Below are 26,879 nucleotides of genomic sequence, written 5' to 3'. Positions count from 1 at the left end.
CCGGCGGGAATCGAGAATCGGGAATAGGGAATCGAGCAGCAGGGCGTCGCGAACGGAGAGATGAAGGGCAGGGTCAGGACATCGCGCCTTTGACCATTCCCGATTCTCCATTCCCGATTCCCGCGAGCGGAGCGAGCAGATGGCCGGCGGCAGAGAAATCAAAACCAAGATCAAGAGCGTGCAGAACACCCGCAAGGTGACGCGTGCGCTGGAAATGGTCTCGGCCTCCAAGATCCGCAAGGCGCAGGAGCGGATGAAGTCCTCGCGCCCGTACGCCCGGGCGATGAAGCAGCTGATCGGGCACCTGGCGCAGGCCAACTCCGAGTTCCAACACCCGTACCTGGTCGAGCGCAAGCAGATCAAGCGGGTCGGTTATCTGATCGTCTCGTCCGACCGCGGCCTGGCCGGCGGCCTCAACAACAACCTGTTCCGCAAGCTGCTCGGCGAGATCCGCAAGCACCAGGAGGCTGGCGTCGAAGTCGACGTGGTGACCATCGGCCAGAAGGCCACCGCGTTCTTCCGCCGCCTCAAGGTGAACATGCTGGCAAGCGTGACTCATCTGGGCGACACCCCGCAGGTCGAGCAGCTGGTCGGCGTGATCAAGGTGATGCTCGACGCCTACGGCGAAGGCACCATCGACAAGGTGTTCCTGGTCTACAACGACTTCGTCAACACCATGACCCAGCGCGCGGCGTTCGACCAGCTGCTGCCGCTGCCGGCCTCCGACGAGACGGTGGCCCGGCACGACTGGGACTACATCTACGAGCCCGACGCCGAGCGCGTGCTCGAGCACGTGCTGACCCGCTACATCGAGTCGCTGGTCTACCAGGCGGTGATGGAGAACGTGGCCTCCGAGCACGCCGCGCGCATGGTCGCGATGAAGTCCGCCAGCGACAACGCCACCAAGCTGATCGACACGCTCAACCTGTCGTACAACAAGGCGCGCCAGGCGGCGATCACCCAGGAAATCTCGGAGATCGTGGGCGGGGCCGCGGCCGTCTGAACAGCAGGGAATGGGGAATCGAGAATCGGGAATCGAAAAAGCCGGAGCTCTTGACCGTTCCGATTCCCTATTCTCGATTCCCCATTCCCAACAAACGAATCAAACAGAGTCAGCGGAGTTTCCCAAAATGAACAACCAGGGCAAGATCGTCCAGATCATCGGCGCCGTCGTCGACGTCGAATTCCCGCGCGGCAGCGTGCCGCGGGTGTACGACGCGCTGAAGGTGCAGAACACCGAGATCACTCTCGAGGTGCAGCAGCAGCTCGGCGACGGCGTGGTGCGCGCGATCGCGCTGGGCTCCACCGACGGGCTGAAGCGCAACCTGATCGCCGACAACACCGGTGCCGCGGTCTCGGTCCCGGTCGGCGTCGCCACCCTGGGCCGCATCATGAACGTGCTCGGCGAGCCGATCGACGAGGTCGGCGAGATCGAGACCAAGGAGCGCTGGGAAATCCACCGCCCCGCGCCGAGCTACGAGGACCAGGCCGCCACCAACGAGCTGCTCGAGACCGGCATCAAGGTCATCGACCTGATGTGCCCGTTCGCCAAGGGCGGCAAGGTCGGCCTGTTCGGCGGTGCCGGCGTGGGCAAGACCGTGAACATGCTCGAGCTGATCAACAACATCGCCACCCAGCACAGCGGGCTGTCGGTGTTCGCCGGCGTGGGCGAGCGCACCCGCGAGGGCAACGACTTCTACCACGAGATGATCGAGGCGGGCGTGGTCAACCTCGAGGACAAGGCGCAGTCCAAGGTGGCGATGGTCTACGGACAGATGAACGAGCCACCGGGCAACCGTCTGCGCGTGGCGCTGACCGGCCTGACCATGGCCGAGTACTTCCGCGACGAGAAGGACGAGTCCGGCAAGGGCCGCGACGTGCTGTTCTTCGTCGACAACATCTACCGCTACACCCTGGCCGGCACCGAGGTCTCGGCGCTGCTGGGCCGCATGCCGTCGGCGGTGGGCTACCAGCCGACCCTGGCCGAGGAGATGGGCGTGCTGCAGGAGCGCATCACCTCCACCAAGACCGGTTCGATCACCTCGATCCAGGCCGTGTATGTGCCCGCGGACGACCTGACCGATCCGTCGCCGGCCACCACCTTCGCGCATCTGGACGCGACCGTGGTGCTGAGCCGCCAGATCGCCTCGCTGGGCATCTACCCGGCGGTCGACCCGCTGGACTCCACCAGCCGCCAGCTCGACCCCAACGTGATCGGCAACGAGCACTACGACACCGCGCGCCGGGTGCAGGCCACCCTGCAGAAGTACAAGGAGCTCAAGGACATCATCGCGATCCTGGGCATGGACGAGCTGTCCGAGGAGGACAAGCAGGCGGTCTCCCGCGCGCGCAAGATCGAGCGCTTCTTCAGCCAGCCGTTCCACGTCGCCGAGGTGTTCACCGGCTCGCCCGGCAAGTACGTCTCGCTGAAGGACACGATCCGCGGCTTCAAGGGCATCGTCGACGGCGAGTACGACCACCTGCCGGAGCAGGCGTTCTACATGGTCGGCAGCATCGAAGAGGCGGTCGAGAAGGGCAAGAAGATCGCCGCATAGCGGCGATCTTCCGGGAATCGAGAATAGAGAATCGGGAATCGAAACGGCGGGAAGAGTGGATTCGGAGACTCGCGGGTGGTTGAAGGCCGGACGATAACGGCTCTTCACGATTCACGATTCACGATTTCCGATTCCCGCCTCGCAAAGCGAGGCACCATGACTACCATCCGTTGCGACATCGTCAGCGCCGAGGCCGAGATCTTCCACGGCGAGGCCACGCTCGTGGTCGCCACCGGCGAGGTCGGCGAGCTCGGCATCGCCCCGCGCCACGCGCCGCTGATCACCCGGCTCAAGGCCGGCAAGGTGGTGGTTACCCAGCCGGACGGCTCGACGCTCGATTTCGCCATCGGCGGGGGCATCCTCGAGGTGCAGCCGCAAGTGGTGACGATCCTGGCCGACACCGCGATCCGCGCCGACGACATCGACGAGGCCGCGGTGAAGGCGGCCAAGGAAGAGGCCGAGCGCGTGCTGGCCGGCCGCGGCGAGGCGATGGACGTCGCCGAGGCGCAGCAGAAGCTGGCGGAAGTCACCGCGCAGCTGCAGGCGCTCGAGCGCCTGCGCAAGAACCTCAAGCACTAGGCGGGAGCCGGGAGGGGACCAGGTCCCGGGCGCCCGTCGTCGGAGGCGCGTTTCCCCAGCGCAATGTCGATATCCGGGATCGCGTCCCGGACTTCCGCGGCTTGTCTGCCGTAGGAGCGCGCCATGCGCGCGAAGGCCGACGCGGTTGGCCAGGCCTGGGGTCGCCGCCTACCCGGCAGGAACCGCCCGCGGCTTTCGCGGCCATGGGCCGCTCCTACAGGCGATGCGGTTCGGATCGGTCCGGTAGGAGCGCGCCACGCGCGCGAAGGTCGGTCGCCAGCGGATCGGCAGCGGCCACTTGCGTGCTCGCCGGTGCCGACATACGGTCGGTCGGACCGGATTGCGGGGCGGGAGGAAACTGATGATGCGAGATCGTGCGACGGCGGTGATCACATCACTGCTCGTTCTGGCGGTGGCGGCATGTCCGCTTTCCGGTTTTGCCGAAGCGTCGGAACCGCAACCGGCGCAAAGCGATGCAACCGGCGCTTCGACCGCGGCGCGCCCCCGCGCCCGCGAGGCCGGCGTGGTCATCGGCAGCCTGCCGCCCGGTCCGCGCAACGCGATCGTCGACGTTCCCGGCGTCGCGGTCGGACACGCCACGATCGTCGAAGGCGACACCATCCGCACCGGGGTGACCGCGATCGTTCCGCATCCCGGCGACCTCTACCGCGAGCGGGTGCCGGCGGCGATCCATGTCGCCAACGGCTACGGCAAACTGCTCGGCGTCACCCAGGTCGAGGAGCTGGGCGAGCTGGAGACCCCGATCCTGCTCACCGGCACGCTCGGGGTGTGGAAGGCCGCCGACGCCATGGTCGGCTGGATGCTCGCGCGCCCGGGCATGGAACAGGTGCGCTCGCTCAACCCGATGGTCGGGGAAACCAACGACGGCTTCCTCAGCGACATCCGCGTCCGGCCGATCCGGCCGGAGCACGTGGTGCAGGCGCTGGAAGGCGCCTCCACCGGCAACGTCGAGGAGGGCGCGGTTGGCGCCGGCACCGGGACCGTCGCGTTCGGCTGGAAGGGCGGGATCGGCACCAGCTCGCGGCGCCTCCCGGAGGCGTCCGGCGGCTACACCGTGGGCGTGCTGGTGCAGAGCAACTTCGGCGGCGACCTGGTGATCGCGGGGGTGCCGGTGGGCCGCGCGCTGCCGGATCCGGACAGCCTCGCATCGGCGGTCGGCGCCGGCCGGGGGGAGCGGCCGCCTGCCAACGGCGACGGCAGCATCATGATCGTGGTGGCGACCGATGCGCCGCTGGACGCGCGCCTGCTGCGCAGGCTCGCCTCGCGCGCGGTGATCGGCCTGGGCCGTACCGGCGCATCGATGAGCAATGGCTCCGGCGATTACGTGATCGCGTTCGCCACCGCAAAGGATGTGCGGATGGCGAACGACGCAGTCGCGCACGTCACCCGTCCGCTCGCGAACGACGCCATGAACGGGCTGTTCCGCGGCGTGGCCGAGGCCACCGAGGAAGCGATCCTCAATTCGATGTTCCGCGCCACCACCGTCACCGGCCATCGGGGCACGGTGCGCGCGCTGCCGCTGGAACGGGTGCTGCCGCTGCTGGGCGATGCCGCCTCGCCCTGAGCCGCGGCGGCGGGCTCAGCGCTTGTAGATCCAGTGCCGCGACAGCACGAAACCCACCCCGCCCAGCGCGATCTCCACCAGCGGCTTGGCCAGCCAGGCCCACTGCAGGCCGAGGTAGTCGTCGACCTGGCCGATCGCCCAGGTGCTGACCAGGGTGGTGCAGACCCACATCAGCAGGAACCGCTGCAGCTGGGTGCGGCCCAGCGCGGTATCGTCTCCGGCGAACGTGAAACGCCCGTTCATCCAGTAGCCGAACAGCGCCCCGCAGATCCTCCCCACCACGTTCGCCTGCCGCACCGGCAGGCCGGCATGGCTGAGCGCGACCATCACCGCCCAGTCCAGCAGCCATTGCAGGCCGCCGATCATCAGGTAGCTGCTCGACTGTCGGGTGAGGCTCAATGCGTCGGATCCGGAGTTCGGCCGCGGAGCGGCGGGAAAGGCGGGCGATTCCTGCGGCAGCGGTCACGATGCGGTCGGCCGCGGGGCGCATGCTAGCAGCCCGCCCCGTTAGAATTCCGCAATTGCCCTCGCCGAAGTTCCGGAGCCGCCATGAGCACACCCCTGCACGTCGTGATCCTCGCCGCAGGCGAAGGCAAGCGGATGAAATCGCGCCTGCCCAAGGTGCTGCAGAGGATCGCCGGGCGGCCGATGCTCGGGCACGTGATCGATACTGCACGGGCGCTGCGGCCGGCCGGCATCCACGTGGTCCACGGCCACGGCGGCGACCAAGTGCGCGCCGCCCTGGCCGATGAGGACGACCTGCACTGGGCCGAGCAGGCGCGCCAGCTCGGCACCGGGCATGCGGTGCGCCAGGCGATGCCCGGGGTGCCGGACGGCGCCCAGGTGCTGGTGCTCTACGGCGACGTGCCGCTGCTGGCCGCGGAAACCCTGCAGCGCCTGCTGGACACCGAGGGCCGCATCGCGGTGCTGGCCGCCGAACTCGACGAGCCGGACGGCTACGGCCGCATCGTGCGCGACTCCGAAGGCCATGTCGCGTCCATCGTCGAGCAGAAAGACGCCGACGGCGAGCAGCGCCGCATCCGCATCGTCAATACCGGCATCCTCGCCGCCGAGGCGACGGCGCTGAAGGGCTGGCTCGAGCGGCTGTCCGACGACAACGCCCAGGGCGAGTACTACCTGACCGACGTCTTCGCGATGGCCGCCGATGAGTTCAGCGCCGCGGAAATCGTCATGGTCGACGACCCGCTCGAAGCCGAGGGCGCCAACGACCCCTGGCAGCTCGCCCAGCTCGAGCGCGCCTGGCAGCGGCGGGCGGTGCGGGCGCTTTGCGCGCAGGGCGCGCGTTTCGCGGATCCGGCGCGGGTGGACATCCGCGGCCGGGTCTCGGTCGGGCGCGACGTCGAGATCGATGCCGACGTGGTGTTCGAGGGCGAGGTGGAGCTGGGCGACGACGTGCGCGTGGGGCCGTTCTGCCGCCTCAGGGACGTGCGCCTCGCCGCCGGCACCGAGGTCCGCGCGCACTGCGACCTGGACGGCGCGGTGACCGAGGGCGCGGTGACGATCGGCCCGTTCGCCCGGTTGCGCCCCGGCACCGTGCTCGCCGACGGCGCCCATATCGGCAACTTCGTCGAGACCAAGAACACCACGATCGGAGTGGGCAGCAAGGCCAACCATCTCACCTACCTGGGCGATGCCACGGTCGGCGCCGGCGCCAACATCGGTGCCGGTACGATCACCTGCAACTACGACGGCGCGAACAAGTTCCGGACCACGATCGGCGACCGCGCCTTCATCGGCTCCAACGCCTCGCTGGTGGCGCCGGTGAGGATCGGCAACGACGCCACCACCGGCGCCGGCTCGGTGATCGTCAACGACGTGCCGGACGGCAGGCTCGCCCTCGCGCGGGGCAGGCAGACCGTGATCGAGGGCTGGAAAAGACCGGCGAAAAAATGATGCCGGCCGGGATCCGGCTGCGGCCGGCCGCGACGACGAGTCTGCGCGGCTGAACGAAATCGAGCGTCGCGCGACCTCCCTGCTCCAGGGACGCTGCGCCCACGCGCCGTTCTCCGCCCGGCTGCCGCCCATACCGGTCCTGGCCGCCGGCCCGCGATTTCGCGCCGCGTCGGTCAGCGGCGAGCGGCGGCGGAAGGCGCGATGCCGAGCGCGCGCTCCAGCTCCGCCGGGTCGTAGCGGTCGCCGCCCTTGAATACGGCGTCGATGCGACGCAGGTCGCCGACGTCGCGGATCGGATCGCCGTCGATCAGCAGCATGTCGGCGTAGCGTCCCGGCGCGATGGCGCCGAGATCCGCCGTGCTGCCCATCGCCTCGGCCGGGGTGAGGGTGGCGATGCGCAGGACTTCCGCCGCGGGGATGCCGGCACGCGCGTAGAGTTCGAGCTCGTGGTGCAGGCTGTAACCGGCGAGCGAGTCGGTGCCGGCGACGATCGGGATGCCGGCCTCGTGTGCGGCCTTCAGCAGCGCCATCAATGCGGGCAGGGCCTGCGCGTACGCCTCCTCCTCGCCCTCCGGGACCTCGAGCGCGCGCGATTTCTGCTGGCGCGCGACCTGGGGCGGGAAACGGCCCACCACCGCGGCCAGCGCCGGTGGGGGTGCAGCGGGGTCGGCGCCGAACATCGCCTCGTAGATGTTGAGCGTCGGATCGAGCACCGTGCCGCGATGCGCCAGGATCGCCAGCAGCTCGCGGACCGCGGGATGATCGGGCGGGTAGGCATGGGCGTGCGCGGCCACTTCGGTGAAGCGGGCCATGTCGCGGGTTCCCGTGACCCGGTCGGACAGCAGGTCGAGCACCAGGAAGTTGATGTGCTGGATCTCGTCGGCGCCGGCGGCGACGAACTGCCTGGCGGACATGCCGGCCGGGACGTGCCCGCTCACGCGCAGACCGCGCGCGTGCGCATGCTGCGCCACCACCTCGACCAGCGCCGGGTCCAGCGAGGAATAGATCTTGATCTGGCCGTAGCCGTGCGCCGCGTACCAGTCGACGATTTCGCGCGCACGTGCAGCATCCGCCGCCAGCATCGGCGTCGGGCCGGCGTACGGCCCGGGCCCGTCGATGATGCCGGCGCGCAGGATCCGCGGGCCCAGCTCCGTGCCCGCGTCGATGCGCGCGACGCGCGCCAGCAGTGCCTGGTTGTCGTTGGCCAGGTCGCGGGCGGTGGTGACGCCGGCGAGCAGGTCGAGGATGCCGGTGGAGTCGCCGAAGTGCTGGTGGTTGTCCCACAGCCCCGGCATCAGGAAGCGGCCGCCGCCTTCCACGACCGCAGCGCCGGGCGGCGGCGCGATCTCCCCGCCGCTCGCCACCTCGACGATGCGCTCGCCCCGCACCAGCACGCTGCTGCCGGCGACGACGGAAAGGTCGCGGGGGTCGAACAGGCGGACGTCGCGGATCAGCAGTTCGCCGGCATCGCGATGGGTCAGCCGCCGTGCGAGTCGGGCGGCCTCGGTTTCGTCGCTGGCGCGCTGCTCGGCCAGCAGGCGCGGATAGGCCGATTCCCAGCCCGGTGCGAGCGCCGACAGCCAGCCGCCGACGATCGCGGCGGTGCCGCCGCCCTGGTCGAGCCACACCGGCGTCGGGCTGAAGCCGAGCCCGTGGATGCGGTACTGGCGCAGACGGTGCGGTGCCCCGTCGCGCTCGAACCCGATCTCGCCCGCCTCCTCCAGGCGGGCCTCGCCGGAAGGCAGCAGCGGGAGGCGCCGACCGGGCGCCAGCAGCAGGGCGCGGGCCAGCACCCCGGTCAGTTCCGGCGGCGCGGATTCCGGCACGTAGAAGGCGCCGGTGCCGACCGGCGCGCTTCCGGTCCCCGACCGGCTGCGCCAGGACGCCGTGCCCGCCTCGACGCGAAAGGACTCCTCGACCGGGGCCTTCATGTAGTCGTGGCCCTCCACCCGGTACTCGACCGGCAGCCCGGCGTCGTCCAGGCGCCAGGTCGCCACCAGCGACTCGCCGCGGCCGCGGTCGCTGTAGCGGTACTCGGCGCGGATCCCGCCGTCGGTCGCCGACAGCGATTGCTCGCCCGCGTGGCCGCCCAGCAGGAGGACCGTGTGCCGGCTCTCGCCAGCGAGGACGGCGCCCGCGAACAGCAGAAAGACGAGGGGCAGCAGTTTGCGCGACATGGACCGCCCTACCGGGTTCGCGGCGGTGACGCCGGAGCATAGCGCCGCGCTTCCGGCGACCAGGCGTAGACCACGCCGCCGCCGCGGGCCCCGCGTTCGCGCACGAGCAGGTCGTGGTATCCGTGCCGCGTCTTCGGCTGGACGATGACGATGCGCGCCCACTCGTCGATGTGGTGCTGCCGGGTGCCGTCCTCGTTCCAGTCGCCGGCGAGATCGCGGTACATCGACATCTGCGTCGCGAACACCGGCACCAGGGCGTCTCCCTGCAGGTCGAACAGGTAGAGTGCGGAAAAGAACGCGCCACCACCCGCATAGCCCTCGGACCAGCCGGCCCGGAGACCGAACGCGGCTGCGCCGTGGCGCAGCGTGTAGGGCGCGAGGTCGAAGCTTTCCCATCGTTGCGGCACCGGGTCCGGGTTCTCCGGGTCCACCGCCTGCGGTGCATCGCCGGCCGACCAGTCCAGCCTCGGCAATCCGGCGTCGTCGTCCAAGGCCAGGGTGGCGACGGCGTGCGGCCGTCCATCCTCGATGCGCAATACCCCCAGGATCGCCTGGGAAACGGAGGTGTCGCAATCCTGTTCGTACCGGGGCGCGCCGTGCTCGATGCTGTCGCCGACGCAGAGCAGCGCCACGAAATGACCCGGGCGCTGCGGCCAGGGCCGCGCGCCGAGCAGGTGCACGCCCTCCGCGACGACGCCGGGCATCAGCGCTTCCAGCAGCTGCCGGCGGTCGAAGCCGGCGATGTCGGTGGTGCCCAGGCGGTCGGGCCCCGGGCGTCCCTCCATCTCGGTCCGCCAGATGGCGATGGCTTCGGGCGTCTCGAGCACCCCAGGCACTTCGCCCAGGGAGTCGACGCGATGCTGGGCGCCGCAAGCGCCCGACAGGGCGAGGCCGAGCGCGCATGCGACGGGCAGGACGGAATGCCGCATCGGCAACCTCGCCAGGGAACGGGGTTAGATTCTAGCCGCCCGGAGTGCGCCGGGTGGGAATGCGGTGCTCGTGCCGGCGGCTGCGGGGGCAGTCGACCGCGCATCTTTCGCGACCATCGGGCGCTCCCGCGGACGGCGGCGCGCTCTTGCCGGACCGCGGGGCGATACGGATCGTCGCGCCGCGCGCCCGCATCGCGAGCTCGGCTGCGCGCGCACCGTCATGCAGATCGAGCGGGTGCGGGCGTGGAAAGGCCGGCTTTTCGTCATCCGTTGGCCGCGCGCAGGATCGATCTGTATCATGCGCGGCGATCGTCGATCGCCCCCGCGATGCGGGCGCCGGTGCGGTTCTCGCGGAATGTTCGCGCGAGTCCTCCGGGACGGGCCGCGGAGTGCGGCGCCCGCATTCGCCTCCCCTCCAAAAAACACGTGCCGCCGATCCAGCGCGATGGGGGCTGCCGATCGTCTCGATGGATCATTCGCCAAGGAAGCTCCGGTTCCAATGAAGTCGACCGCAATCACCGCCCTGTTCCTCAGCCTTTTCTTCCCCCTCGCCTCTGCCGCCGACGCCGGCGAATACCTGCAGTTCTCGCCGCGCTCCAGCGAGGAGCGCGCTTACCAGCTGTACACCCACGGCATCATCAGCGCCGAGGGGCGCGCGGGCCGCCAGACCCTCGAGCAGGAGGCGCGGATGATGCTGCGCTATCGCGTGCTGGAGCGCACGCCGCATCTGCGGCTGAACCTGCAACCCGAGTACCTGAGCATGGACGTCGGAAGGACGGGTTTTTCGAGTGCAGCGGAAGCGGAGGGACGGATCGGCGACCTCCAGTCGCTGCTGTCGGGTGGTTTCGAGGTCGAGATGGATACCGCGACGGGCGACGTGCTCGACTTCCGGCTCGGCAACGACGCCGCCTGGCGCCGGTTGACCGAATCGGACTCTGCCGCGGAAATGCTGCTGCAGCAGCTGCGCAACCAGATGACCCAGCCGGGCCAGCCCGGGCTCGGCGTGCGCGTGCCGTTGCGCGAACGCGCCGAACTGACGGTCCCCGGTGCGGAGGGAACGCCCGATCTGCGGCTGCGGGTCGAGCGGGTCACGCAGGACGAGGTCCATCTCGCGCTCCGGGGCGGGGACGACGAAGCTCGAATGGCCGGGTTCATGGTGCTCGAGCGGGAGGGCGGCTGGTTGCGGCGCCTGGGCGCTGTAGTGGACGTCCCGTTCGAGGCGTCAGGCGTGCGGGGCACGCTGCGGCAGCGGGTGGCGATGGCGCCGGCCGATTGGCGGGGAGCGCTCCCGATGGCCAGTTCGCTGTATGGCGAAGACCAGCAGTTCCGTCCGATGTCGTGGTTCCCCGAAGAAGCGCAGGCGGCGTCGAAGCGCGCGACGCGCGACGAGGTGTTCCCTTCGGCCGTCGGCGAGTTCCTGTTCGAGGGCCATGGCATCCCGGCGCGCCTGGATGCGGAGACGTACGCGATCGAACTGCGGCTGGGGCATCGGCTGCGCGAACCGCTGGCGCTGGGGCGCCTGCGTTTCGCCGAGGTCGAGCTGCGAGATGCCGACGGCGATGTCGTCGACATCGCCGTCCATGTCGGCAGGCCGTGGGAGTTCCGGCCGTGGGACCACGCGCACGTGCGAAGCACCGCCCTGGTGCTGCCGTTGCAGTGGGGCGTGGAGAGCGAACTGGCGCGGGTCGCCGAAATCCGCGCGCTGGCGCACTACCAGCCATCGACCCTTCGCGAGGTGGAGATCGCGCTGGACCCGGACCGGAGCGTGCGGACCGACGATGGCGACGCCTGGGTGACGGCGACGCCGTTGGCGCAGGACGGGGTGTTCGAATTCCGCTTCGGCGGCAACGCGGATCACCGCATCCTCTGGGCGTTCGCGCCGGAGCTGGGGGCCCGCGGCCGCCTGGTGTCGGATCCCGATGCCGAGCTCCCCGATTGGCTGGAGCCGGAGGACATGCAGTTTCTCGGCCGGATGCGCAACGACGGCGCGATGCCTGCGCTGCAGGTACAGCTGGACGAGGTGCCCGAACGTCTGCGCTTCTACGCCTACGAGGTCGCCGACGCGCCGGTGTGGACCCAGCCCGTGCGGTTCCTGACCCCCCGGCGGCGCCATGCGGACCTGGACCTTCCGCCGATGGCGCAGCTCGGGCTGCGTCCGGAGGAACACCGCGCCGATGCGCGGCCGGACGACGGTTCGCCGGTCGCCGTGGCGACGGCGGAACTGCAGCCGAGCGGCGAGGCGCAGCACCGGCTCGAGCTGACCCTCAGCGACGTCCAGGCGGCGTTGTGCACGTTGTCGGTGGAGAACGGCGCACAGCTGCAGGGGACGCCGCTGGAGTGGCAGCCGGAGCGCGAGGACGCATCGCGGCGCTTCCTGCGGCCGCAGCATTTGCCCGTGGCGGAGCGCTGGCGCCTGCGTACCGCCGACGGCGTGCGCAGCCACTTCTACGATCTGGAGGTCGTGACCAGGTTGCAATGCGCGGGAGAGGGCCGCTGGCGCGAAGCGGACTACGCGCTGGGCGGACGGCCATGGCTGATCGACCTGCCGGCGCTCCTCGGCGAGGCGCCGGATCCGGCAATGCCGGCTCGCGACCTGCTCGGCCGCTACCGGTTCCTCGACGAGACCGGCGAGGCGCTGTCGCTGCAGCCCGCCGAGGCGTACGCGATGCCATCGCTGGACGAGGCATCGCTCGGCGACTACCTGCTGCAGGGACGCTATCTGCGCATCGCCGGCGTTCCCGCGCGCGTCGAGGCGCTGGAGGCGGCGGGCGAAGCCGTCGACCGGCGCTGGACCACCCGCTTCCCGCCGCTGCCATGAGCATGGGGCGGATCCTACGGTCGCGCCCGCGGCGGGCGGCAGCGGCCGGCTGGAGACGGGCGCTGGTGCTCATCGCCCTGGCGATGGGAAGTGCCGTATGTGCGGCGACGGACGAGCGGATCGCGCTCGACCGGGACTACCGTCCGATCGCGGCCGATGCCGAGGCCGAGGCCGAGTTCCATCTGGAACCGCTGGTCCCGACCGACGGCGGCTGGCGCGTGCGGGTCCGCTATCCGGACGGCGCGCTGCGGCTGGAAGCGACCTACGGCACGTCGGAGTTCGAGGGTGGGCACCCGGTCGGCGACTACACCGAATACCACCTCGACGGCACCGTCCGGGAAACCGGACGCTACGATGCCGAAGGGCGCCGGGACGGCGAGGTGCGCCGCTACGCCGGGGACGGCACGCTGCTCTACGTCGGCCGCTTTCGACATGGTTGTCGGCACGGGCTGCAGGAAATGTTCTACGACAACGGCCAACTGCGCCAATCGATGCGCTACGACGGCGGCGCCATCGTCGACGGCCAGGTCCGCAGCTATCACCCGCAGGGGCGCCTGGCCGGGGTCCGGCCGTACCGCGACGGCAAGGTCCATGGGGTCGCGGAAAGCTATCATCCCGATGGCCGCGTCAGCCGCCGTTCGCACTTCGTGCAGGGGCGCCTGCATGGGCGGGAGGAGCGCTTCTACGAAGACGGAACGGTCAACCGTCGCGTCGACCACGTCGATGGCAAGCGGCACGGGCAGTCGCTGCTGTTCACCGCGGAAGGCCGGTTGGTGGAGAAGGCCGTCTACCGCCACGACGAGCTGCACGGCGTCCTGACCCGCTATGGCAGCGCAGGCGGGATCACCGAACAGGGCAGCTACGAGACGGGCACGCCTGTCGGCGTGCATCGCACCTGGCACGACGACGGCCAGCCGAAGTCCGTCCGCGAATTCGACGATGCCGGCAAGGCCGTCGACGAGCGACGGTTCGACGCAGCCGGCCTGCTGAGATCGCGGAAGCGGCGCGTGGAAACGCCGCATGGGCCGGGCTGGCGTGAGGAGCGCTGGAGCGACGGCCGCCTGCTCAGGAGCTTCGAGTACGACGAGGGCCGCGACTGGGCCTTGCGCGAGGAATTCGATGCCGACGGCGGGCTGCGCTCCCGCAGCGAACGCCTGGACGGCCGCCAGCAGGGCGAGCATCGCGTGGAGCGATGGGACGGCGCCGTGGAAATCACGCATTACGTCGACGGCAAGCGCCACGGCGAGCACGTCGTCCGCAAGGATGGCGAACTGCTGGTCCAGGGCGAATATCGCGACGACCGCGCGGTCGGCCGCTGGCGCAGCGAGGAGGATGGCGTCGTGGCCACCATGCGCTACGACGAACGCGGCCGGCTGCAGGGAGAAAGACGCGCAGAAACGCCGGACGGAACGATCCTGTTGCGCGAGCACTATCGCGACGACGAGCTGCACGGGCCGTACGAATCGTACCGGATCGACGGCGATGGCGACGCCGTCGTCCTCGTGTCCCGCGGGCGCTACCGCGATGGGCGGCGCACGGGCCCCTGGGTGGTCGGCGACGACCGGCTGGGCACCCGCGCCGAGGGCCGCTACGAGGACGGCCTGCGGGTAGGGCCGTGGCGAACGCTGGATGCGCACGGATACGTGCTGCGGATCACCCCGTTCGGGCCCGATGGCGAGCCGCACGGCCGTAGCTACGCATTCAAGGAGGACGGCGCCCTGGAGTTCCACGAGGAAGTTCGCCAGGGCGAGCTCCACGGCGAAACGGTGTTCTATACGGACGGCGCCCCGACCCACCGGGTCCGCTACGAGCACGGCGAACGGGTCGACGCGGGGTCCCGGCTCGAGGTGGACGTCGATCGCTGAGTGCGGGAGCGCGGGGATCCATCCCTGCGTCTGCCGCTTCGATGCCGGCGCGGCCGGGCCTTGGCCCGCCTAGGCGGGCAGCTGCAGCGACACGCACAGCCCGCCGCCGTCGCGATTGAGCAGGGAGATGCGGCCGCCGTGGGCCTCGCTGATCTCGCGCGCCAGCGCCAGGCCCAGGCCGGTGCCGTGGCGCTTGGTGGAATAGAACGGCAGCAGCGCATTGGCCAGCACCGCCTCGTTCATGCCGCTGCCGCGGTCGAGCACGTCGATGCGCCAGGCATCCGGCAGCCGCCGCAGCGCCAGCCGCACCTCCTCCGGCGGCGAGCCGGACTCGTGGGCGTTGCGCAGCAGGTTGATCAGGCACTGCTCGAGCTGCGCCACGTCGAAGCGCGCGTGGCCATCGGCGCCGTGGCCGTCGAAGGCGAACTCCACCTGGTCGCGCAGGCGCGCGACGAACCCCGCCCAGGCCACGTTCTCCAGGCGCGGCGACGGCAGCTTGGCGAAGCGCGCATAGTCGCGGATGAACCCTTCCAGGTGTCGCGCGCGTTCCTCGATCGTCGCCAGCGCGCCGGGCAGGCGTTCGAGCTGGCCGCGGCGCAGCAGCTCGGCGCCCGAATGCGCCAGCGAGGCGATCGGCGCCAGCGAGTTGTTGAGCTCGTGGCTGATCACCCGGATCACCTTCTTCCAGGTCTGCACTTCCTGGCGGCGCAGCTCGGCGGTCAGCTGGCGCAGCAGGATCAGCTCATGGGCACGGCCGTTGAGGCGGAACGCGCGCCGCGACAGGTGGTAGATGTCCTCGCTGTCCTGGTCGCCGACGCCGAACATGGCGTCGCCGCCGCGGGCGACGGCCTCGCGCAGCGCTTCCGGCGAGCGCGCCAGCAGAGCGTCGAACGACTGCCCCTCCAGCCGTCGGCCATCGCCGAGCAACTTGCGCGCGGCGATGTTGCCGTGGACGATGCGGCGGCCGGAATCGAGCAGCAGCATCGCCACCGGCGTGTTCTGCACCATGGTGTCGAGCAGCAGCTCGCGCTGGACGATGCCGGTGCGCTGCTCGCGCAGCACGTCGCCCAGGCGGTTGTGCGCGGCGACCAGGTCGCCGAGCTCGCCGCCGCCGCCCCAGGACACGCCGAAGCTGAAATCGCCGTCGCGGTAGCTGGCGACGCTGCCACTCAGGGCGCGGAACAGGGAGCGCGCCGGCGCCAGCACCAATCGGATCTGCAGCAGCAGCAGCGGCAGCGGGGCGGCTACGGCGATCGCCACCGCGGCCCAGCCGGGCAGCCAGCGCACCAGCAGCAGCGCCAGCGCCGCGGCGCCGAGCATGTACAGCGCCGTCAGCGAACCGAGCACCAGCGTCATCGGCAGGCGATGCCACCAGCGGGTCACGTCAGGACGCCTGGTCGCGGCGCAGGCCGAGCTTGTCCATGCGCCGGTACAGGGCCTGGCGCGAGAGCCCGAGCTCGGCCGCGGCCTGCGCCAGGACGCCGTCGTTGCGATGCAGCGCGGATTCGATCGTTTCGCGGTCCGGCTCGTTCGCGGCGGCGGCCGCAGGTGGGGAGGAAGACGGCGCCGCCCGCGGCGCCGGCGCGAACCCCAGCGCATCGGCGCCGATCGCATCGCCGGGCGCGAGCAGGGCCGCGCGCTGCACCGCGTTGCGCAGCTCGCGGACGTTGCCGGGCCAGGGATGGCGCAGCAGCGCCTGCTCGGCGTCCCGTGCGAGGGTCTTGTCCGGCGGCAGGAAATGCCGCGCCAGCGGCAGGATGTCGTCCTGGCGCTCGGCCAGCGGCGGCAGCTTCAGCTCGATGGCGTTGAGGCGGTAGTACAGGTCCTCGCGGAACCCGCCGGCGGCGATCGCCGCCGGCAGGTCGGTATTGGTGGCGCTGACCACGCGAACCCGCACCTGGCGCTCGCGGTTGGAGCCCAGGCGCTCGAAGCGGCCGGTCTCCAGCACCCGCAACAGCTTCATCTGCCCGGCCAGCGGCAGGTTGCCGATCTCGTCCAGGAACAGGGTGCCGCCGTCGGCGGCCTCGAACTTGCCCTCGCGACCCTTGTTCGCCCCGGTATACGCGCCGGCCTCGGCGCCGAACAGCTCCGCCTCGATCAGCTCGCCGGGCAGTGCGCCGCAGTTGAGCGCCACGAACGGTCCGTCGCGCACCGCGGAATTGGCGTGCAGGATCTCGGCGTACTTCTCCTTGCCTGCACCGTTGGGCCCGGTGATCAGCACCGGCAGCTCCGAGCGTGCCACCTGGCAGGCCAGCGACAGCAGGCGCTCGCTGGCCGCGTCGGCCCAGACGATGCCGCGCAGGTCGTAGTCGCGCTCCAGTGCCTCGCGGCGGCGGCGCTCGCCTTCGCGGCGGCGCGCCAGCTCGCGGCGGTGCGCGGACAGTTCCAGCAGGCGCTGCGCCGTGGTCAGCAGCTTGTGGTCGTCCCAGGGCTTGGCGACGTAGTCGGCGGCGCCGGCCTTGATCAGCTCCACCGCAGATTCCAGGTGCGTCCACGCGGTCAGCAAAATCACCGGCAGTTCCGGGTGGCGGGCGTGGATGTCGCGGAACAGCGCCACGCCCTCGTCGCCGGAGGTGGTGTCGGCGCGGAAGTTCATGTCCTGGATCACCAGGTCGAACTGCGTTCGCTCCAGCGCCTCCAGCGCCGCCTCCGGCGAATCGGCGGCGGTGGTCTCGATGTCGTGCAACGAGAACAGCACCTCGAGCGCAGTGGCAACCGCGGGATTGTCGTCGACGACGAGGATGTGGGGCATGGGCGGCGGTCGGAAGTGGGAAACGGAGCGGACGGGACCCCGGCTGGTGCCCCGTCCGCAGGATAGCGCGGTGCCCGCGGTCCGGTCAGACGCTGCGGGTCGCCACCGCAGGCGGCACCGCCGCCGCGCGCCGCGCCGGCCAGAACACCGCGAATTGACCGAGCAGCCACAGCGCGACGGCTCCCACCGGCAGGTACACCAGCGGCAGGCGCGCCAGCTCGTAGCGCTCCATCAGCAGCTGGTTGAGGCCGAAAGCCAGCACCATGCCGATGACGATGCCGGCCGTGGCGAGGATGAAGTTCTCGGTCTGGAAGTAGCGCAGGATCTGTCCGCGCGTGGCCCCCAGCGCGCGCCGCACCCCGATCTGCTTGGTGCGTTGCTGCACCCAGAAGCTGGCGAGGCCGACGATGCCCAGGGCCGTGACCACCAGCAGGGCGAGGATCACCGCCAGCAACAGCCACGCCATGGCCCGGTCCTGGGCGAAGTAGTCGTCGCGCATTTCGTCGTAGGTCTGCTGCTCGAGGATGATGCGGCTGCCGCCGCGTTCCTTCAGTGTCCGGACCGCGGCCTCCAGCACTTCGGCGCGGCGCTCGGGGGTGGTGCGGATCAGGTAGTTGCCGCCCAGCGTGTAGGGAACCGCAACCGGCAGCACCATGGAGTAGCCGGGGTCATCGGATATGGAGCTGAAATTGGGCCTCAGCAACGTATCGACGACGCCGACGATGCGGACCGGATCCTCGCCGAAATAGAACGTTTCGCCAACGCCGAAGCCGTCGCTGTCGGGAAAGACCCGCTCGGCGAACGCCCGCGTCACCACCGCCGTGCTCGGCGTGATGCCGCGGAAGCCTTCCTCCTGGTCGTAGTCCTGGAACTCGTCCGCAGCCATTGCGCGGCCGGCGACCAGCTGCAGGCCCATGGTCTCGAACAGCTCCGGCCCGCCCATGTACATGGTCGCATTGAGGGTGGGCTGTACCTGGCCGGGGGCGGTGCCGATCGAGGTGTTCCACGACGAGCTCACCAGCGGCACCTGGTTGACGCTGGCCGCCTGGATGACTCCGGGGATCGCCCGAAGCGCCGCCAGGTCCTCGCGGGTGGCGACCATCGGGTTGGCGTCCTGGCCGATGCCGGTGAGCTGGATGCGGACCATGCCGGCTTCGTCGATGCCGGTGGGTCGGTTGACGGCCTCCAAGCGGCCGGCGATCAGGAAGACCGCGTTGCAGATGATCGCGCACGTCACCGCCACCTGCAGCACGATCAGGGCGGCGGCGGTCTTGTGGCGGCGCAGCGTGGAGAGGATGGGACGGATTTCCATGGCGGACCCCTTACTGCGACTTGAGCTGGATGGCGGGAGCGATCTGGCAGGCACGCCAGGCCGGCAGCACCCCGGCGAGCAGACTGGCGACCAGCGCGAGCGCGAAGGTGACCAACAGCATGGCCGGGTCGAGCTTGGCGAGATCGGCGTAGTCGGTCGGCTGCTGGCGCACCGCCCACAGGCCGAGCCAGGCCAGCGCCAGTCCCAGCGCGCCGCCGGCCAGGCCGATCGTGCCGGCCTCGACCAGGCATTGGGTGAACACCGCGCGCCGGGAAGCGCCCAGCGCGCGCCGCACGCCGATCTCGCTGGATCGGCGCAGGAACTTGGCCAGCAGCAGGCCCACCGTATTGAGCAGGCAGACCAGGAGGAAACCGAGGGCCAGCCACATCTGCAGGCGGACGTCGCTGGGCAGGACGTCGTTGAAGTCCAGCCACTCCATCACGTTGCGCAGCTGGACGTTGGGTTCGCGCTCGAAGCGGCCCGCACTGCGCTGCTGCGCGGAATAGTTGACCAGGTACTGCCGATAGTCGGCGGCATCGGCCGCGGACGCCAGCTCCGCCCAGTATTGCATCCACACGCAGCCGGCTCCCAGATCGGTGTCCTTCTGGCCGGGGTCGCGCTGGCGGAAGCAGTTCATGTTGCCGCTGCGGGCGAGGTCGAGGTCGCGCGAGGTGCTGAAAGGCAGGAACACTTGCTCGATGTCGCCGTAGCCGTTCGAAGCGTTCATGTCGTAGAACTTGGGGGTCGGCCGGTACTCGTCCAGGATGCCGACGATCCGGAACGTCGTGCGGTCGAGCTGCATCGTGCGGCCGGTGTTGTCGCCGCCGCCGAAGATCTGCTCGTTCATTTCCTTGCTGATCACCGCGACCCGCGCCCGTTGCTCGTCCGCGTCGGCGTCCCAGCCACCGCCGTACTGGAACGGGACTGCGAACATCTCGAAGAAATCCGCGGAGGTGTAGCGGCTGTCGGCGTTGAACGGATCCACGCCCTGACGCTCGGGCTCGACGTTGACGCTGCCGCCGGTCATCAGCGCCTGTCGCGGCGCGCGGCCCTCGCGTAGCAGCGTTTCGGCGTCATAACGGGTCAGCTGCTGCGGTGGCTCGTCGCCAGGCGTGTAGCTGTTGGCCAGCCGCGGATCGAGCTGCACAGCGAACAGCCGGTCGCTCTTGCCGGGCACCGGGTCGCCGGAAAGCACGTAGAACACCGTCAGCGTGGTCATGCTGGCGCCGATGCCAAGTGCGATCGCCAGCACCATCAGTGCGGTCAGCACCCGGTTGCGGCCGAAGCTGCGCAGGGCGAGGTTGAAGTAGTAGGCGAGCATGGCGGCGGCCTCAGGCGGATGCGGGTGCTGGTGCGGCGTCGTTGGAATCGGCCTTGCCGAGCAGCGACGGCTCGCGGACCACGTCGGTGGCGACGCCGTCGACGATGTGGACGTTGCGCTGCGCGCGCGCCGCAAGTTCCGGGTCGTGGGTCACCATGACCACGGTGGTGCCTTCGGCGTTGATGTCTTCGAGCAGCTCCATCACGCTGCGCGCCATCTGCGAGTCCAGGTTGCCGGTCGGCTCGTCCGCCAGCAGCAGGCGCGGGCTGCCGGCCAGGGCGCGGGCGATCGCCGCGCGCTGCTGCTGGCCGCCGGAAAGCTCGGCCGGGAAGTGCTTCATCCGCGAGCCCAGGCCCACCAGGCCCAGCGCGTCCTCGATCCGCAGCTTGCGCTCCGAGGCGCTCATGCCGCGGTAGCGCAGGGGCACGTCCACGTTGTCGAACAGGTTGAGATCGGGGATCAGGTTGAAGCTCTGGAAGATGAAACCGATCTTCTGGTTGCGCAGTCGGCTGCGGGCATCGTCGCCCAGCCCGCTGACGTCGACGCCATCCAGCTGGTAGACGCCGCCGGTGAAGGTCTCGAGCAGGCCGGCGATGTTGAGGAAGGTGGTCTTGCCGGAGCCGGAGGGGCCGGTCACCGCCACGAACTCGCCCTCGCGCACGTGCAGGTCGAGCGCGCGCAGGGCATGGGTTTCCACCAGTTCGGTGCGATAGACCTTGGAAACGGCTTGCATGTGCAACATGGCGAGAGTCCTGGTTGGATGGGCGGTGCGTTGTCGGGCCCGTAGAGCGGAGCTTGCTCCGCTACGTGGGTTCCGGAGCCGGGAGCAGCGGAGCAAGCTCCGCTCTACGGGGGGCGGCGGTCAGCCGTGGATGCGGAACAGGCGGGGCAATGCGCGCTGTTGCAGGTAGCCGCGCTGCAGCGTGCGTGCCGCCGGCCGGTTGGCCGGCTGGCCCGCGCGATCGCCGTCGGCGAACAGGTCCAGCTCGAACAGGCGCGTCGGCACCGCGTCGGCGATCTGCTGCGGGTTCCAGTTGAAGTTGAACGGAAGGGCGCTGGTGGGGTGCATGTTCATTCTCCCGAGATGCGGACGCGGTCCGCGTTGTCGAACTGGTCGCTGCCGGAAATGACGATGCGCTCGCCCTCCTGCAGTCCTTCGAGGATCTCCACGGCATTGAGGCTGGCCGCACCGGTGCGGATCGGGCGGCGTTCGGCGCGGCCGTCGGCGACGACGTAGGCGCGGTTGCCGCCCTCCTGCTCCAGGAACGGCCCCCTGGCCACCATCAGCACGTTCTCGCGGGTGTCGAGCACGATTCGCGCCGACAGGCGCTGGTTCTGGCGCAGGCCCGGCGGCTGCGCATCGCTGAAGCGCACCCGCGCCGACACCTCGCCGTTGACGACCTCGGGCGAAACCGCCGACACCTCGGCGGGATAGGTCTCGGTCCCGCTGCGGATCTGCGCGGGCATGCCGATGCCGAGATCGCGGGCGAAGCTTTCGGGGACCTTGATCTCGAGCTCGAACACCGAGAGGTCCACCACGCTGAGGATCGCCGCGTTGGCGGCGACATTGCTGCGCTGCGCGACCTGCACCTGGCCGACTTGGCCATCGAAGGGCGCACGCAGGTTGAGCGCGTCGACCTGCCGTTGCAATTCCTCCACCACCGAGCGCTGGCGCGCCGCGAGCAGCTGGCGGTTGCGGGTGTCCAGGCCGGCGCCCTGGCCCTGCAGCGCGTAGTCCTCGCGCGCCGAAGCCAGGCCGATCTCGGCCTTCTTGAGGGCGTCCTCGGCGCGCGCCACGTCGACCTGCGCCACTGCGCCGCCGGCATGGCCGCGGCTGTAGCGCTGCAGGTCGCGCTCGGCGGCGGTGCGCTCGACCTCGGCCTGGTCGAGCAGCTTGCGCGCCTCGGCGCGGGCGATGCGCGCATCGAGCGCGGAGCGGTCGGCCTCGGCCTGGAGGCTGGCGAGGGTGGATTCCTCCTGCACCAGCCGGCTGCGCAGCTCCGGACTGTCGATCTCGGCCAGCACCTGGCCTTCCTTCACCGCGTCGCCCGCGACCACCTTCAGCGTGACCGTGCCGCCGGCGATCGCATAGAGGGTGGGGCTGTTGGCGGCGATCACCCGGCCGTCCGCGGAGATGTCGCGCACCAGGTCGCCGCGCTCCACCTCGGCGATGCGGATGCGCGCGGCGTCGTAGGAGCGTCCGCCGCCGCTCCAGCCGGCGATCACCCAGACCAGTGCCGCCAGTACCAGGGCGGCGCCGGCGGCGGGCAGCGCCCAGCGACGCAAGCTGCGCCGCAGCGGCGGCGTGCCGGCGATGGTGCTGTCCTGGCCTGAGGTGTCGCGGATGCGGTTGGGGCGGGTCATTGGCGGGCGTGCGGTTGGGTTCCCCCTCTTTCACGCAGGATGCGTGCCAACCGCAAGTCGTTGATCCACAAGTGAACAGCAGGTGTCCGCGGGTGTCCGGACGACGGGCGGACGCGTCCGCAGGCACGGAAAACGCGGACACCGCCGCTACACTATCCCGCCCCCAGCAGGATCTCTCCCATGTGCGGCATCGTCGGCGCGATCGCGGATCGCGATGTGGTCCCCGTCCTGATCGAAGGCCTCAAGCGCCTCGAGTACCGCGGCTACGACTCGGCCGGGATTGCCGTGGTCGACGGCGGCCGGGTCCGCCGGGTACGCCGCACCGGGCGGGTCTCGGAGATGGAGGCGGCCGCCGGCGCGGAGGATTTCAGCGCGCAGCTCGGGGTCGGCCATACCCGCTGGGCCACCCACGGCGGCGTCACCGAGCTCAACGCACACCCGCACGTCAGCCACGGCGTCGCGCTGGTGCACAACGGCATCATCGAGAACCACGAGGAGCAGCGCGAGCGTCTCGAGGCCCTGGGCTACGTCTTCGAGTCGCAGACCGACACCGAGGTGATCGCGCACCTGATCGACCATCACCTGAAGGATGCCGGCGACCTGCTGCTGGCGCTGCAGCGCGCCGTCGCGGAGCTGGAGGGCGCCTATGCGCTGGCCGTGGTCAGCCACGCCGAGCCGCGGCGCATCGTCTGCGCGCGGATGGGCTGCCCGCTGCTGATCGGCCTGGGCGAGGGCGAGAACTTCGTCGCCTCGGACGTCTCGGCGATCGTCCAGGCGACCCGGCGGGTGATCTTCCTCGAGGAGGGCGACACCGCCGAGGTCACCCGCGACGGCGTGCGCATCTTCGACCAGCACGGCGCGCGCACCGAGCGCGAGGAGCACCTGTCGGACGTCTCGCTGGCCTCGTTGGAGCTGGGCCCGTACCGGCATTTCATGCAGAAGGAGATCCACGAGCAGCCGCGCGCGGTCGGCGACACCATCGAGGCGGTGATGGACGAGGGCGCGTTCGGCGCCGCGCTGTTCGGCCCCGGCGCCGAACAGGTGCTGGAAGATATCGAAGCGGTGCAGATCCTCGCTTGCGGCACCAGCTTCTACGCCGGTTCGGTGGCGCGCTACTGGATCGAGGCGATCGCCGGGCTGCCCTGCAGCGTCGAGATCGCCAGCGAGTACCGCTACCGCGCCGCGGTGGCCAACCCCAAGCAGCTGGTGGTCACCATTTCCCAGTCCGGCGAGACGCTCGACACGATGGAGGCGCTGAAGTACGCCAAGTCGCTGGGGCAGGAGCGCACGCTGTCGATCTGCAACGTGCCCGAGAGCGCGATCCCGCGCGCCAGCAGACTGGTCTACTACACCCGCGCCGGCGCCGAGATCGGCGTCGCCTCCACCAAGGCCTTCACCACCCAGCTGGTGGCGCTGTTCACCCTGGCCGCCACCCTGGCCAAGCTGCGCGGCCGGCTGACCGCCGCGCAGGAGGCGGAGTATCTGGATGCGCTGCGCCACCTGCCCGGCAGCGTGCAGCACGCGCTCAATCTGGAGCCGCAGATCGTCGCCTGGGCCGACCGCTTCGCGCCGAAGCAGCACGCGCTGTTCCTCGGCCGCGGCGTGCACTACCCGATCGCCCTGGAGGGCGCGCTCAAGCTCAAGGAGATTTCCTACATCCACGCCGAGGCCTATCCGGCCGGCGAGCTCAAGCACGGCCCGCTGGCGCTGGTGGACGCCGACATGCCGGTGGTGGTGATCGCGCCGAAGGACTCGCTGCTGGAGAAGGTGAAGTCCAACATGCAGGAAGTACGCGCCCGTGGCGGCGAGCTGTTCGTGTTCACCGACCAGGACAGCAACTTCGGCCCCTCCGAGGGCGTGCACGTGATCCGCACCCCGCGCCACGTCGGCGTGCTCAGCCCGATCGTGCACACCATCCCGGTGCAGCTGCTGGCCTACCACACCGCCCTGGCGCGCGGCACCGACGTCGACAAGCCGCGCAACCTGGCAAAAAGCGTCACCGTGGAGTGAATCGTCCCAGCCCGGCTGGAAAAAAACATTCGCGAGACCAAGCCTTCACTGACGCGCGGGGCAACCTTGTCGGCAACTAGCCGCAGCGTAGCGCCTTCGATCGCCTCAGGTCCTGTCTTCGTCTACGGCACCCATTCGCGCACGTAGGTCCGCCCGATACCGTCGACTGCAGGGCAATACCGTGGCATCGCGCAGGTGTACGCGTGCATCGCCGCTCTCCAGAGGCTCGATGGACAGCACCTGGCCCAGGTTCACCAGGTAGCTGCGATGGATCCGCACGAAGCGATGCGGGTCCAGCTTTGCCTCGATCCCGCCGATGGTGCTGCGCAGGGGATAGTCATGGCGTTTCACCCGCAGGTTCACGTAGTTCCCGGAAGCCTGGGCCCATTCGATGTCCGCCGCCGCCACCAGGAACTCGCGCCCGAGCTTGCGCACCAGGAACCGTTCCGGTCGGTCCACGGCCTCAATCGGCTGTCCCTCGTCGGGTACCGACAGCAGGCTGGCTTCGCCCTGCCAGCGGCGCAGCAACAACCGATATCCTTCGATGTACAGCACCATCGTAAAGAAGGTGCGCACGTCCTTGGTGTATTCGTACAAGAACTCTCGGAGCCAGGGCTGAAAGTCGTAGTCCAGACCCTGGGCGCGGTACACGGCGATGCGGATCGCCACCATGCCCAGCACGTGCAGGACGGAGAACACGACGCTGGCGAGCAGGTAATTCCGCAACAGGCGGCGCCATCCTTCCCAGTGCAGCGGGAACCGCCGGGTGAACCAGACCAGCAGCGGCACGGTTGCAAGCCATGCCAAGCCGCTCGACCACTCCCACAGCGCCGGCTCCCATGCGGAAAATCCTAGACCCAGGCGCTCCACATCCATCAATACCGTGAGGCTGTTGCCTGTCGCGTTGACCAGCGTCAGCACGATCCAGAACCCGATCTCGAAGGTACGGCGCCACGGCTGGAAGCGGTGATGGAAGGCGTCGGCGGGCGGCTGCGTCATGGCGCGCACTCTACACGCCCGCGCAGGCCGGGCCCGCCCGGCCCGTCCCTGCAGTCCACGATTCGTCCCTCCAATCCGTCGGATCATCCCCTGGCCCAGGTGGAGCGTGGCAACAGCGCGCAGTATCGGCCGTTCCCCGACAGAGCAGGCCATCCATGGAACGCCGCTTCGACCTCGACCTGGTGCGCGTCTGCGCTTTCGGAGTGCTCGTCCTGTATCACGTGGGCATGTACTACGTGACTTGGGACTGGCACGTCAACCGTGTCCCTGCTTCCCCGGCGCTCGAACCTTTCATGCTGCTCAGCAGCCCCTGGCGGCTCTCGCTGCTGTTCCTGGTCTCCGGCGCGGCCACCACTTTCCTGTTGGGCAAGCGCCCGCACAACTTCCTCGGTGTGCGTTCGTGGCGGCTGCTGGTCCCGCTGATATTCGGAATGCTGGTGATCGTGCCGCCGCAGGCGTACTACGAGCTGCTGGATTCTCGCTATCCCGGTGGCTATCGCGACGGATACCTGGCCTTCTGGGGACGGTACCTGCTGGGCGACGGCACCTTCTGCGACGATGACGGATGCCTGAGCCTGCCGACCTGGAATCACCTGTGGTTCGTGGCCTACCTGTGGTGCTACACAGTGGCGGCGTGGGTGCTGGCCCGACTGGCGCCGGCGGCGCTCGACCATGCCAGTCGCCTTGCCGCGCACGCGATGTCCGGCATTGGCGTCCTGGCGATACCCATAGCCTTGCTGGCTACGGCGCGCATGCTGCTGGTGGGACGATTCGAGTCGACCCATGGTCTGGTCGACGACTGGTTCAACCACGCCCAGTACTTCGGAGTCTTCCTGCTCGGCATGCTGCTCGCTCGCAGCGAAGCGCCCTGGAGCGCGATGCAGTCGCTGCGGTGGATCGCTCTGGTAATGGCCGCACTCAGCTACGGCTTCATTGCCTGGTATTTCTTCGGGGCCGGTTTCAACGAAGGGCGGTCGCCGCCGGACTGGCTGCGCACGACGCAACGGATCCTCTGGGCTGTCAATCAATGGAGCATGATCGTGGCGATCTTCGGCTTCGCCTATCGCTTTCGTAGCGTAGATATCCGCGCGCTGGGATACCTCACCCTTGCGGTCTTCCCCATCTACATCCTCCACCAGACGGTGATCGTGATTGCGTCGCAGTGGCTGAAGCCCCTGGCGATTCGCCCGGCCCTGGAGGGACCATTGCTCGCGACCATCACGTTGGCGGCCTGCTTCGGCGCGTACGAACTCATCCGGCGGATCCGATGGCTGCGTCCGTTGTTTGGGCTCGGCCAGATGCCCGCAGAGTCGTACTCGACGAAGAGTGAATCGAAGCAATGGGGCGGAGCCTGAAAGCTCGCGAAATGGAGAACAGATCGGCGGGTATTGTCGTGGTCGACGGCGGGCGGTTGCGCCGCGTCTCGGCGATCGTCCAGGCGACCCGGCGGGTGATCTTCCTCGAGGGGGCGACACCGCCGACGTCAGCGGCGTCGGCGTGCGCATCTTCGGCCAGAACGACGCGCACATCGATCGTCCACACCATCCCGGTGCAGCTGCTGGCCTACCACACCGCCCTGGTGCGCGGCACCGACGTCGACAAGCCGCGCAACCTGGCCAAGTCGGTGACGGTGGAATAGGGCTGGTGCGCTCGGCTGGCTGGCACGCCCGCTGGGCGCGGCAGCTGTGGCGGACTACCT

Annotated in this window: 21 protein-coding genes; 10 read left to right on the top strand and 11 right to left on the bottom strand. The window is 69.8% G+C overall.

Translation table 11 applies throughout. The annotated features are described in order from the left end of the window. Window positions 1–139 precede the first annotated feature (139 nt). The 4 genes from atpG to H0E84_RS04255 all read left to right on the top strand — a co-directional run bounded on the left by atpG (window position 140) and on the right by H0E84_RS04255 (window position 4,719). The gene (atpG, locus tag H0E84_RS04270) at window positions 140–1,003 is read left to right on the top strand and encodes a F0F1 ATP synthase subunit gamma (RefSeq protein WP_180677387.1); all 864 of its coding nucleotides are present in this window, start codon (window positions 140–142) and stop codon (window positions 1,001–1,003) included. Between the two features lie 127 nt (window positions 1,004–1,130). Continuing rightward, window positions 1,131–2,555 carry a F0F1 ATP synthase subunit beta gene (gene atpD, locus H0E84_RS04265; RefSeq protein WP_180677386.1) on the top strand — a complete coding sequence of 475 codons (1,425 nt, stop codon included), beginning with the start codon at window positions 1,131–1,133 and terminating at the stop codon, window positions 2,553–2,555. A gap of 156 nt (window positions 2,556–2,711) precedes the next feature. Further along, complete coding sequence (locus H0E84_RS04260; protein ID WP_180677385.1) at window positions 2,712–3,134, top strand: F0F1 ATP synthase subunit epsilon; 423 nt, start codon at window positions 2,712–2,714, stop codon at window positions 3,132–3,134. A gap of 361 nt (window positions 3,135–3,495) precedes the next feature. Next, window positions 3,496–4,719, top strand: a complete 1,224-nt coding sequence (locus H0E84_RS04255; protein WP_219339584.1) for a DmpA family aminopeptidase — start codon at window positions 3,496–3,498, stop codon at window positions 4,717–4,719. Between the two features lie 15 nt (window positions 4,720–4,734). On the opposite strand, the gene H0E84_RS04250 is transcribed toward H0E84_RS04255, so the two are convergent. After that, the gene (locus H0E84_RS04250) at window positions 4,735–5,118 is read right to left on the bottom strand and encodes a GtrA family protein (RefSeq protein WP_180677384.1); all 384 of its coding nucleotides are present in this window, start codon (window positions 5,116–5,118) and stop codon (window positions 4,735–4,737) included. Between the two features lie 150 nt (window positions 5,119–5,268). Between H0E84_RS04250 and glmU the strand changes: the two genes are divergently transcribed. Continuing rightward, window positions 5,269–6,633 carry a bifunctional UDP-N-acetylglucosamine diphosphorylase/glucosamine-1-phosphate N-acetyltransferase GlmU gene (gene glmU / locus H0E84_RS04245; RefSeq protein WP_180677383.1) on the top strand — a complete coding sequence of 455 codons (1,365 nt, stop codon included), beginning with the start codon at window positions 5,269–5,271 and terminating at the stop codon, window positions 6,631–6,633. Between the two features lie 173 nt (window positions 6,634–6,806). Here glmU and H0E84_RS04240 read toward each other — a convergent pair whose 3' ends face one another. Both H0E84_RS04240 and H0E84_RS04235 read right to left on the bottom strand, forming a co-directional pair. Further along, window positions 6,807–8,810 carry an amidohydrolase family protein gene (locus tag H0E84_RS04240; protein ID WP_180677382.1) on the bottom strand — a complete coding sequence of 668 codons (2,004 nt, stop codon included), beginning with the start codon at window positions 8,808–8,810 and terminating at the stop codon, window positions 6,807–6,809. Window positions 8,811–8,818: 8 nt separating this feature from the next. After that, window positions 8,819–9,739, bottom strand: a complete 921-nt coding sequence (locus H0E84_RS04235) for a hypothetical protein (RefSeq protein ID WP_180677381.1) — start codon at window positions 9,737–9,739, stop codon at window positions 8,819–8,821. Window positions 9,740–10,238: 499 nt separating this feature from the next. Here H0E84_RS04235 and H0E84_RS04230 point away from each other — a divergent pair, with 499 nt between their 5' ends. Together H0E84_RS04230 and H0E84_RS04225 are read left to right on the top strand one after the other, a co-directional pair. Next, entirely contained in the window at window positions 10,239–12,557 is a 2,319-nt protein-coding gene (locus H0E84_RS04230) for a hypothetical protein (RefSeq protein ID WP_180677380.1), read from the top strand. 65 nt (window positions 12,558–12,622) lie between these two features. Then, the gene (locus H0E84_RS04225; protein WP_180677379.1) at window positions 12,623–14,422 is read left to right on the top strand and encodes a toxin-antitoxin system YwqK family antitoxin; all 1,800 of its coding nucleotides are present in this window, start codon (window positions 12,623–12,625) and stop codon (window positions 14,420–14,422) included. Window positions 14,423–14,491: 69 nt separating this feature from the next. Here H0E84_RS04225 and H0E84_RS04220 read toward each other — a convergent pair whose 3' ends face one another. The 7 genes from H0E84_RS04220 to H0E84_RS04190 all read right to left on the bottom strand — a co-directional run bounded on the left by H0E84_RS04220 (window position 14,492) and on the right by H0E84_RS04190 (window position 22,171). Next, entirely contained in the window at window positions 14,492–15,778 is a 1,287-nt protein-coding gene (locus H0E84_RS04220; RefSeq protein WP_180677421.1) for a sensor histidine kinase, read from the bottom strand. 28 nt (window positions 15,779–15,806) lie between these two features. Beyond that, window positions 15,807–17,174: a sigma-54-dependent transcriptional regulator gene (locus H0E84_RS04215; protein ID WP_180677378.1), complete on the bottom strand. Its 1,368-nt coding sequence runs from the start codon at window positions 17,172–17,174 to the stop codon at window positions 15,807–15,809. Between the two features lie 85 nt (window positions 17,175–17,259). Continuing rightward, window positions 17,260–18,486 (bottom strand): ABC transporter permease, encoded by a 1,227-nt coding sequence (locus H0E84_RS04210; protein WP_180677377.1) that lies wholly within the window; start codon window positions 18,484–18,486, stop codon window positions 17,260–17,262. Between the two features lie 10 nt (window positions 18,487–18,496). After that, entirely contained in the window at window positions 18,497–19,807 is a 1,311-nt protein-coding gene (locus tag H0E84_RS04205) for an ABC transporter permease (protein WP_180677376.1), read from the bottom strand. Between the two features lie 10 nt (window positions 19,808–19,817). Further along, window positions 19,818–20,549, bottom strand: a complete 732-nt coding sequence (locus H0E84_RS04200; RefSeq protein WP_180677375.1) for an ABC transporter ATP-binding protein — start codon at window positions 20,547–20,549, stop codon at window positions 19,818–19,820. Between the two features lie 120 nt (window positions 20,550–20,669). Further along, window positions 20,670–20,876 (bottom strand): hypothetical protein, encoded by a 207-nt coding sequence (locus tag H0E84_RS04195; protein ID WP_180677374.1) that lies wholly within the window; start codon window positions 20,874–20,876, stop codon window positions 20,670–20,672. Window positions 20,877–20,878: 2 nt separating this feature from the next. After that, window positions 20,879–22,171, bottom strand: coding sequence for an efflux RND transporter periplasmic adaptor subunit (locus tag H0E84_RS04190; RefSeq protein WP_180677373.1), 1,293 nt, complete (start codon window positions 22,169–22,171; stop codon window positions 20,879–20,881). Window positions 22,172–22,351: 180 nt separating this feature from the next. On the opposite strand from H0E84_RS04190, the gene glmS reads away from it, so the two are divergent. Continuing rightward, window positions 22,352–24,181 carry a glutamine--fructose-6-phosphate transaminase (isomerizing) gene (glmS, locus tag H0E84_RS04185; protein WP_180677372.1) on the top strand — a complete coding sequence of 610 codons (1,830 nt, stop codon included), beginning with the start codon at window positions 22,352–22,354 and terminating at the stop codon, window positions 24,179–24,181. Window positions 24,182–24,286: 105 nt separating this feature from the next. Here the strand turns inward: glmS and H0E84_RS04180 are convergent, their stop codons facing one another. Next, window positions 24,287–25,180, bottom strand: a complete 894-nt coding sequence (locus H0E84_RS04180) for a LytTR family DNA-binding domain-containing protein (RefSeq protein ID WP_180677371.1) — start codon at window positions 25,178–25,180, stop codon at window positions 24,287–24,289. A gap of 155 nt (window positions 25,181–25,335) precedes the next feature. Between H0E84_RS04180 and H0E84_RS04175 the strand changes: the two genes are divergently transcribed. Next, the gene (locus H0E84_RS04175) at window positions 25,336–26,535 is read left to right on the top strand and encodes an acyltransferase family protein (RefSeq protein ID WP_180677370.1); all 1,200 of its coding nucleotides are present in this window, start codon (window positions 25,336–25,338) and stop codon (window positions 26,533–26,535) included. 11 nt (window positions 26,536–26,546) lie between these two features. Beyond that, window positions 26,547–26,819, top strand: a complete 273-nt coding sequence (locus H0E84_RS04170; protein WP_180677331.1) for a hypothetical protein — start codon at window positions 26,547–26,549, stop codon at window positions 26,817–26,819. Window positions 26,820–26,879 lie beyond the last annotated feature (60 nt).

The organism is Luteimonas salinisoli (genome assembly GCF_013425525.1).
Lineage (GTDB): Bacteria > Pseudomonadota > Gammaproteobacteria > Xanthomonadales > Xanthomonadaceae > Luteimonas > Luteimonas salinisoli.
Note: the sequence above shows the minus strand (reverse complement) of the source record. Positions and strands in the feature narration are given on the sequence as shown.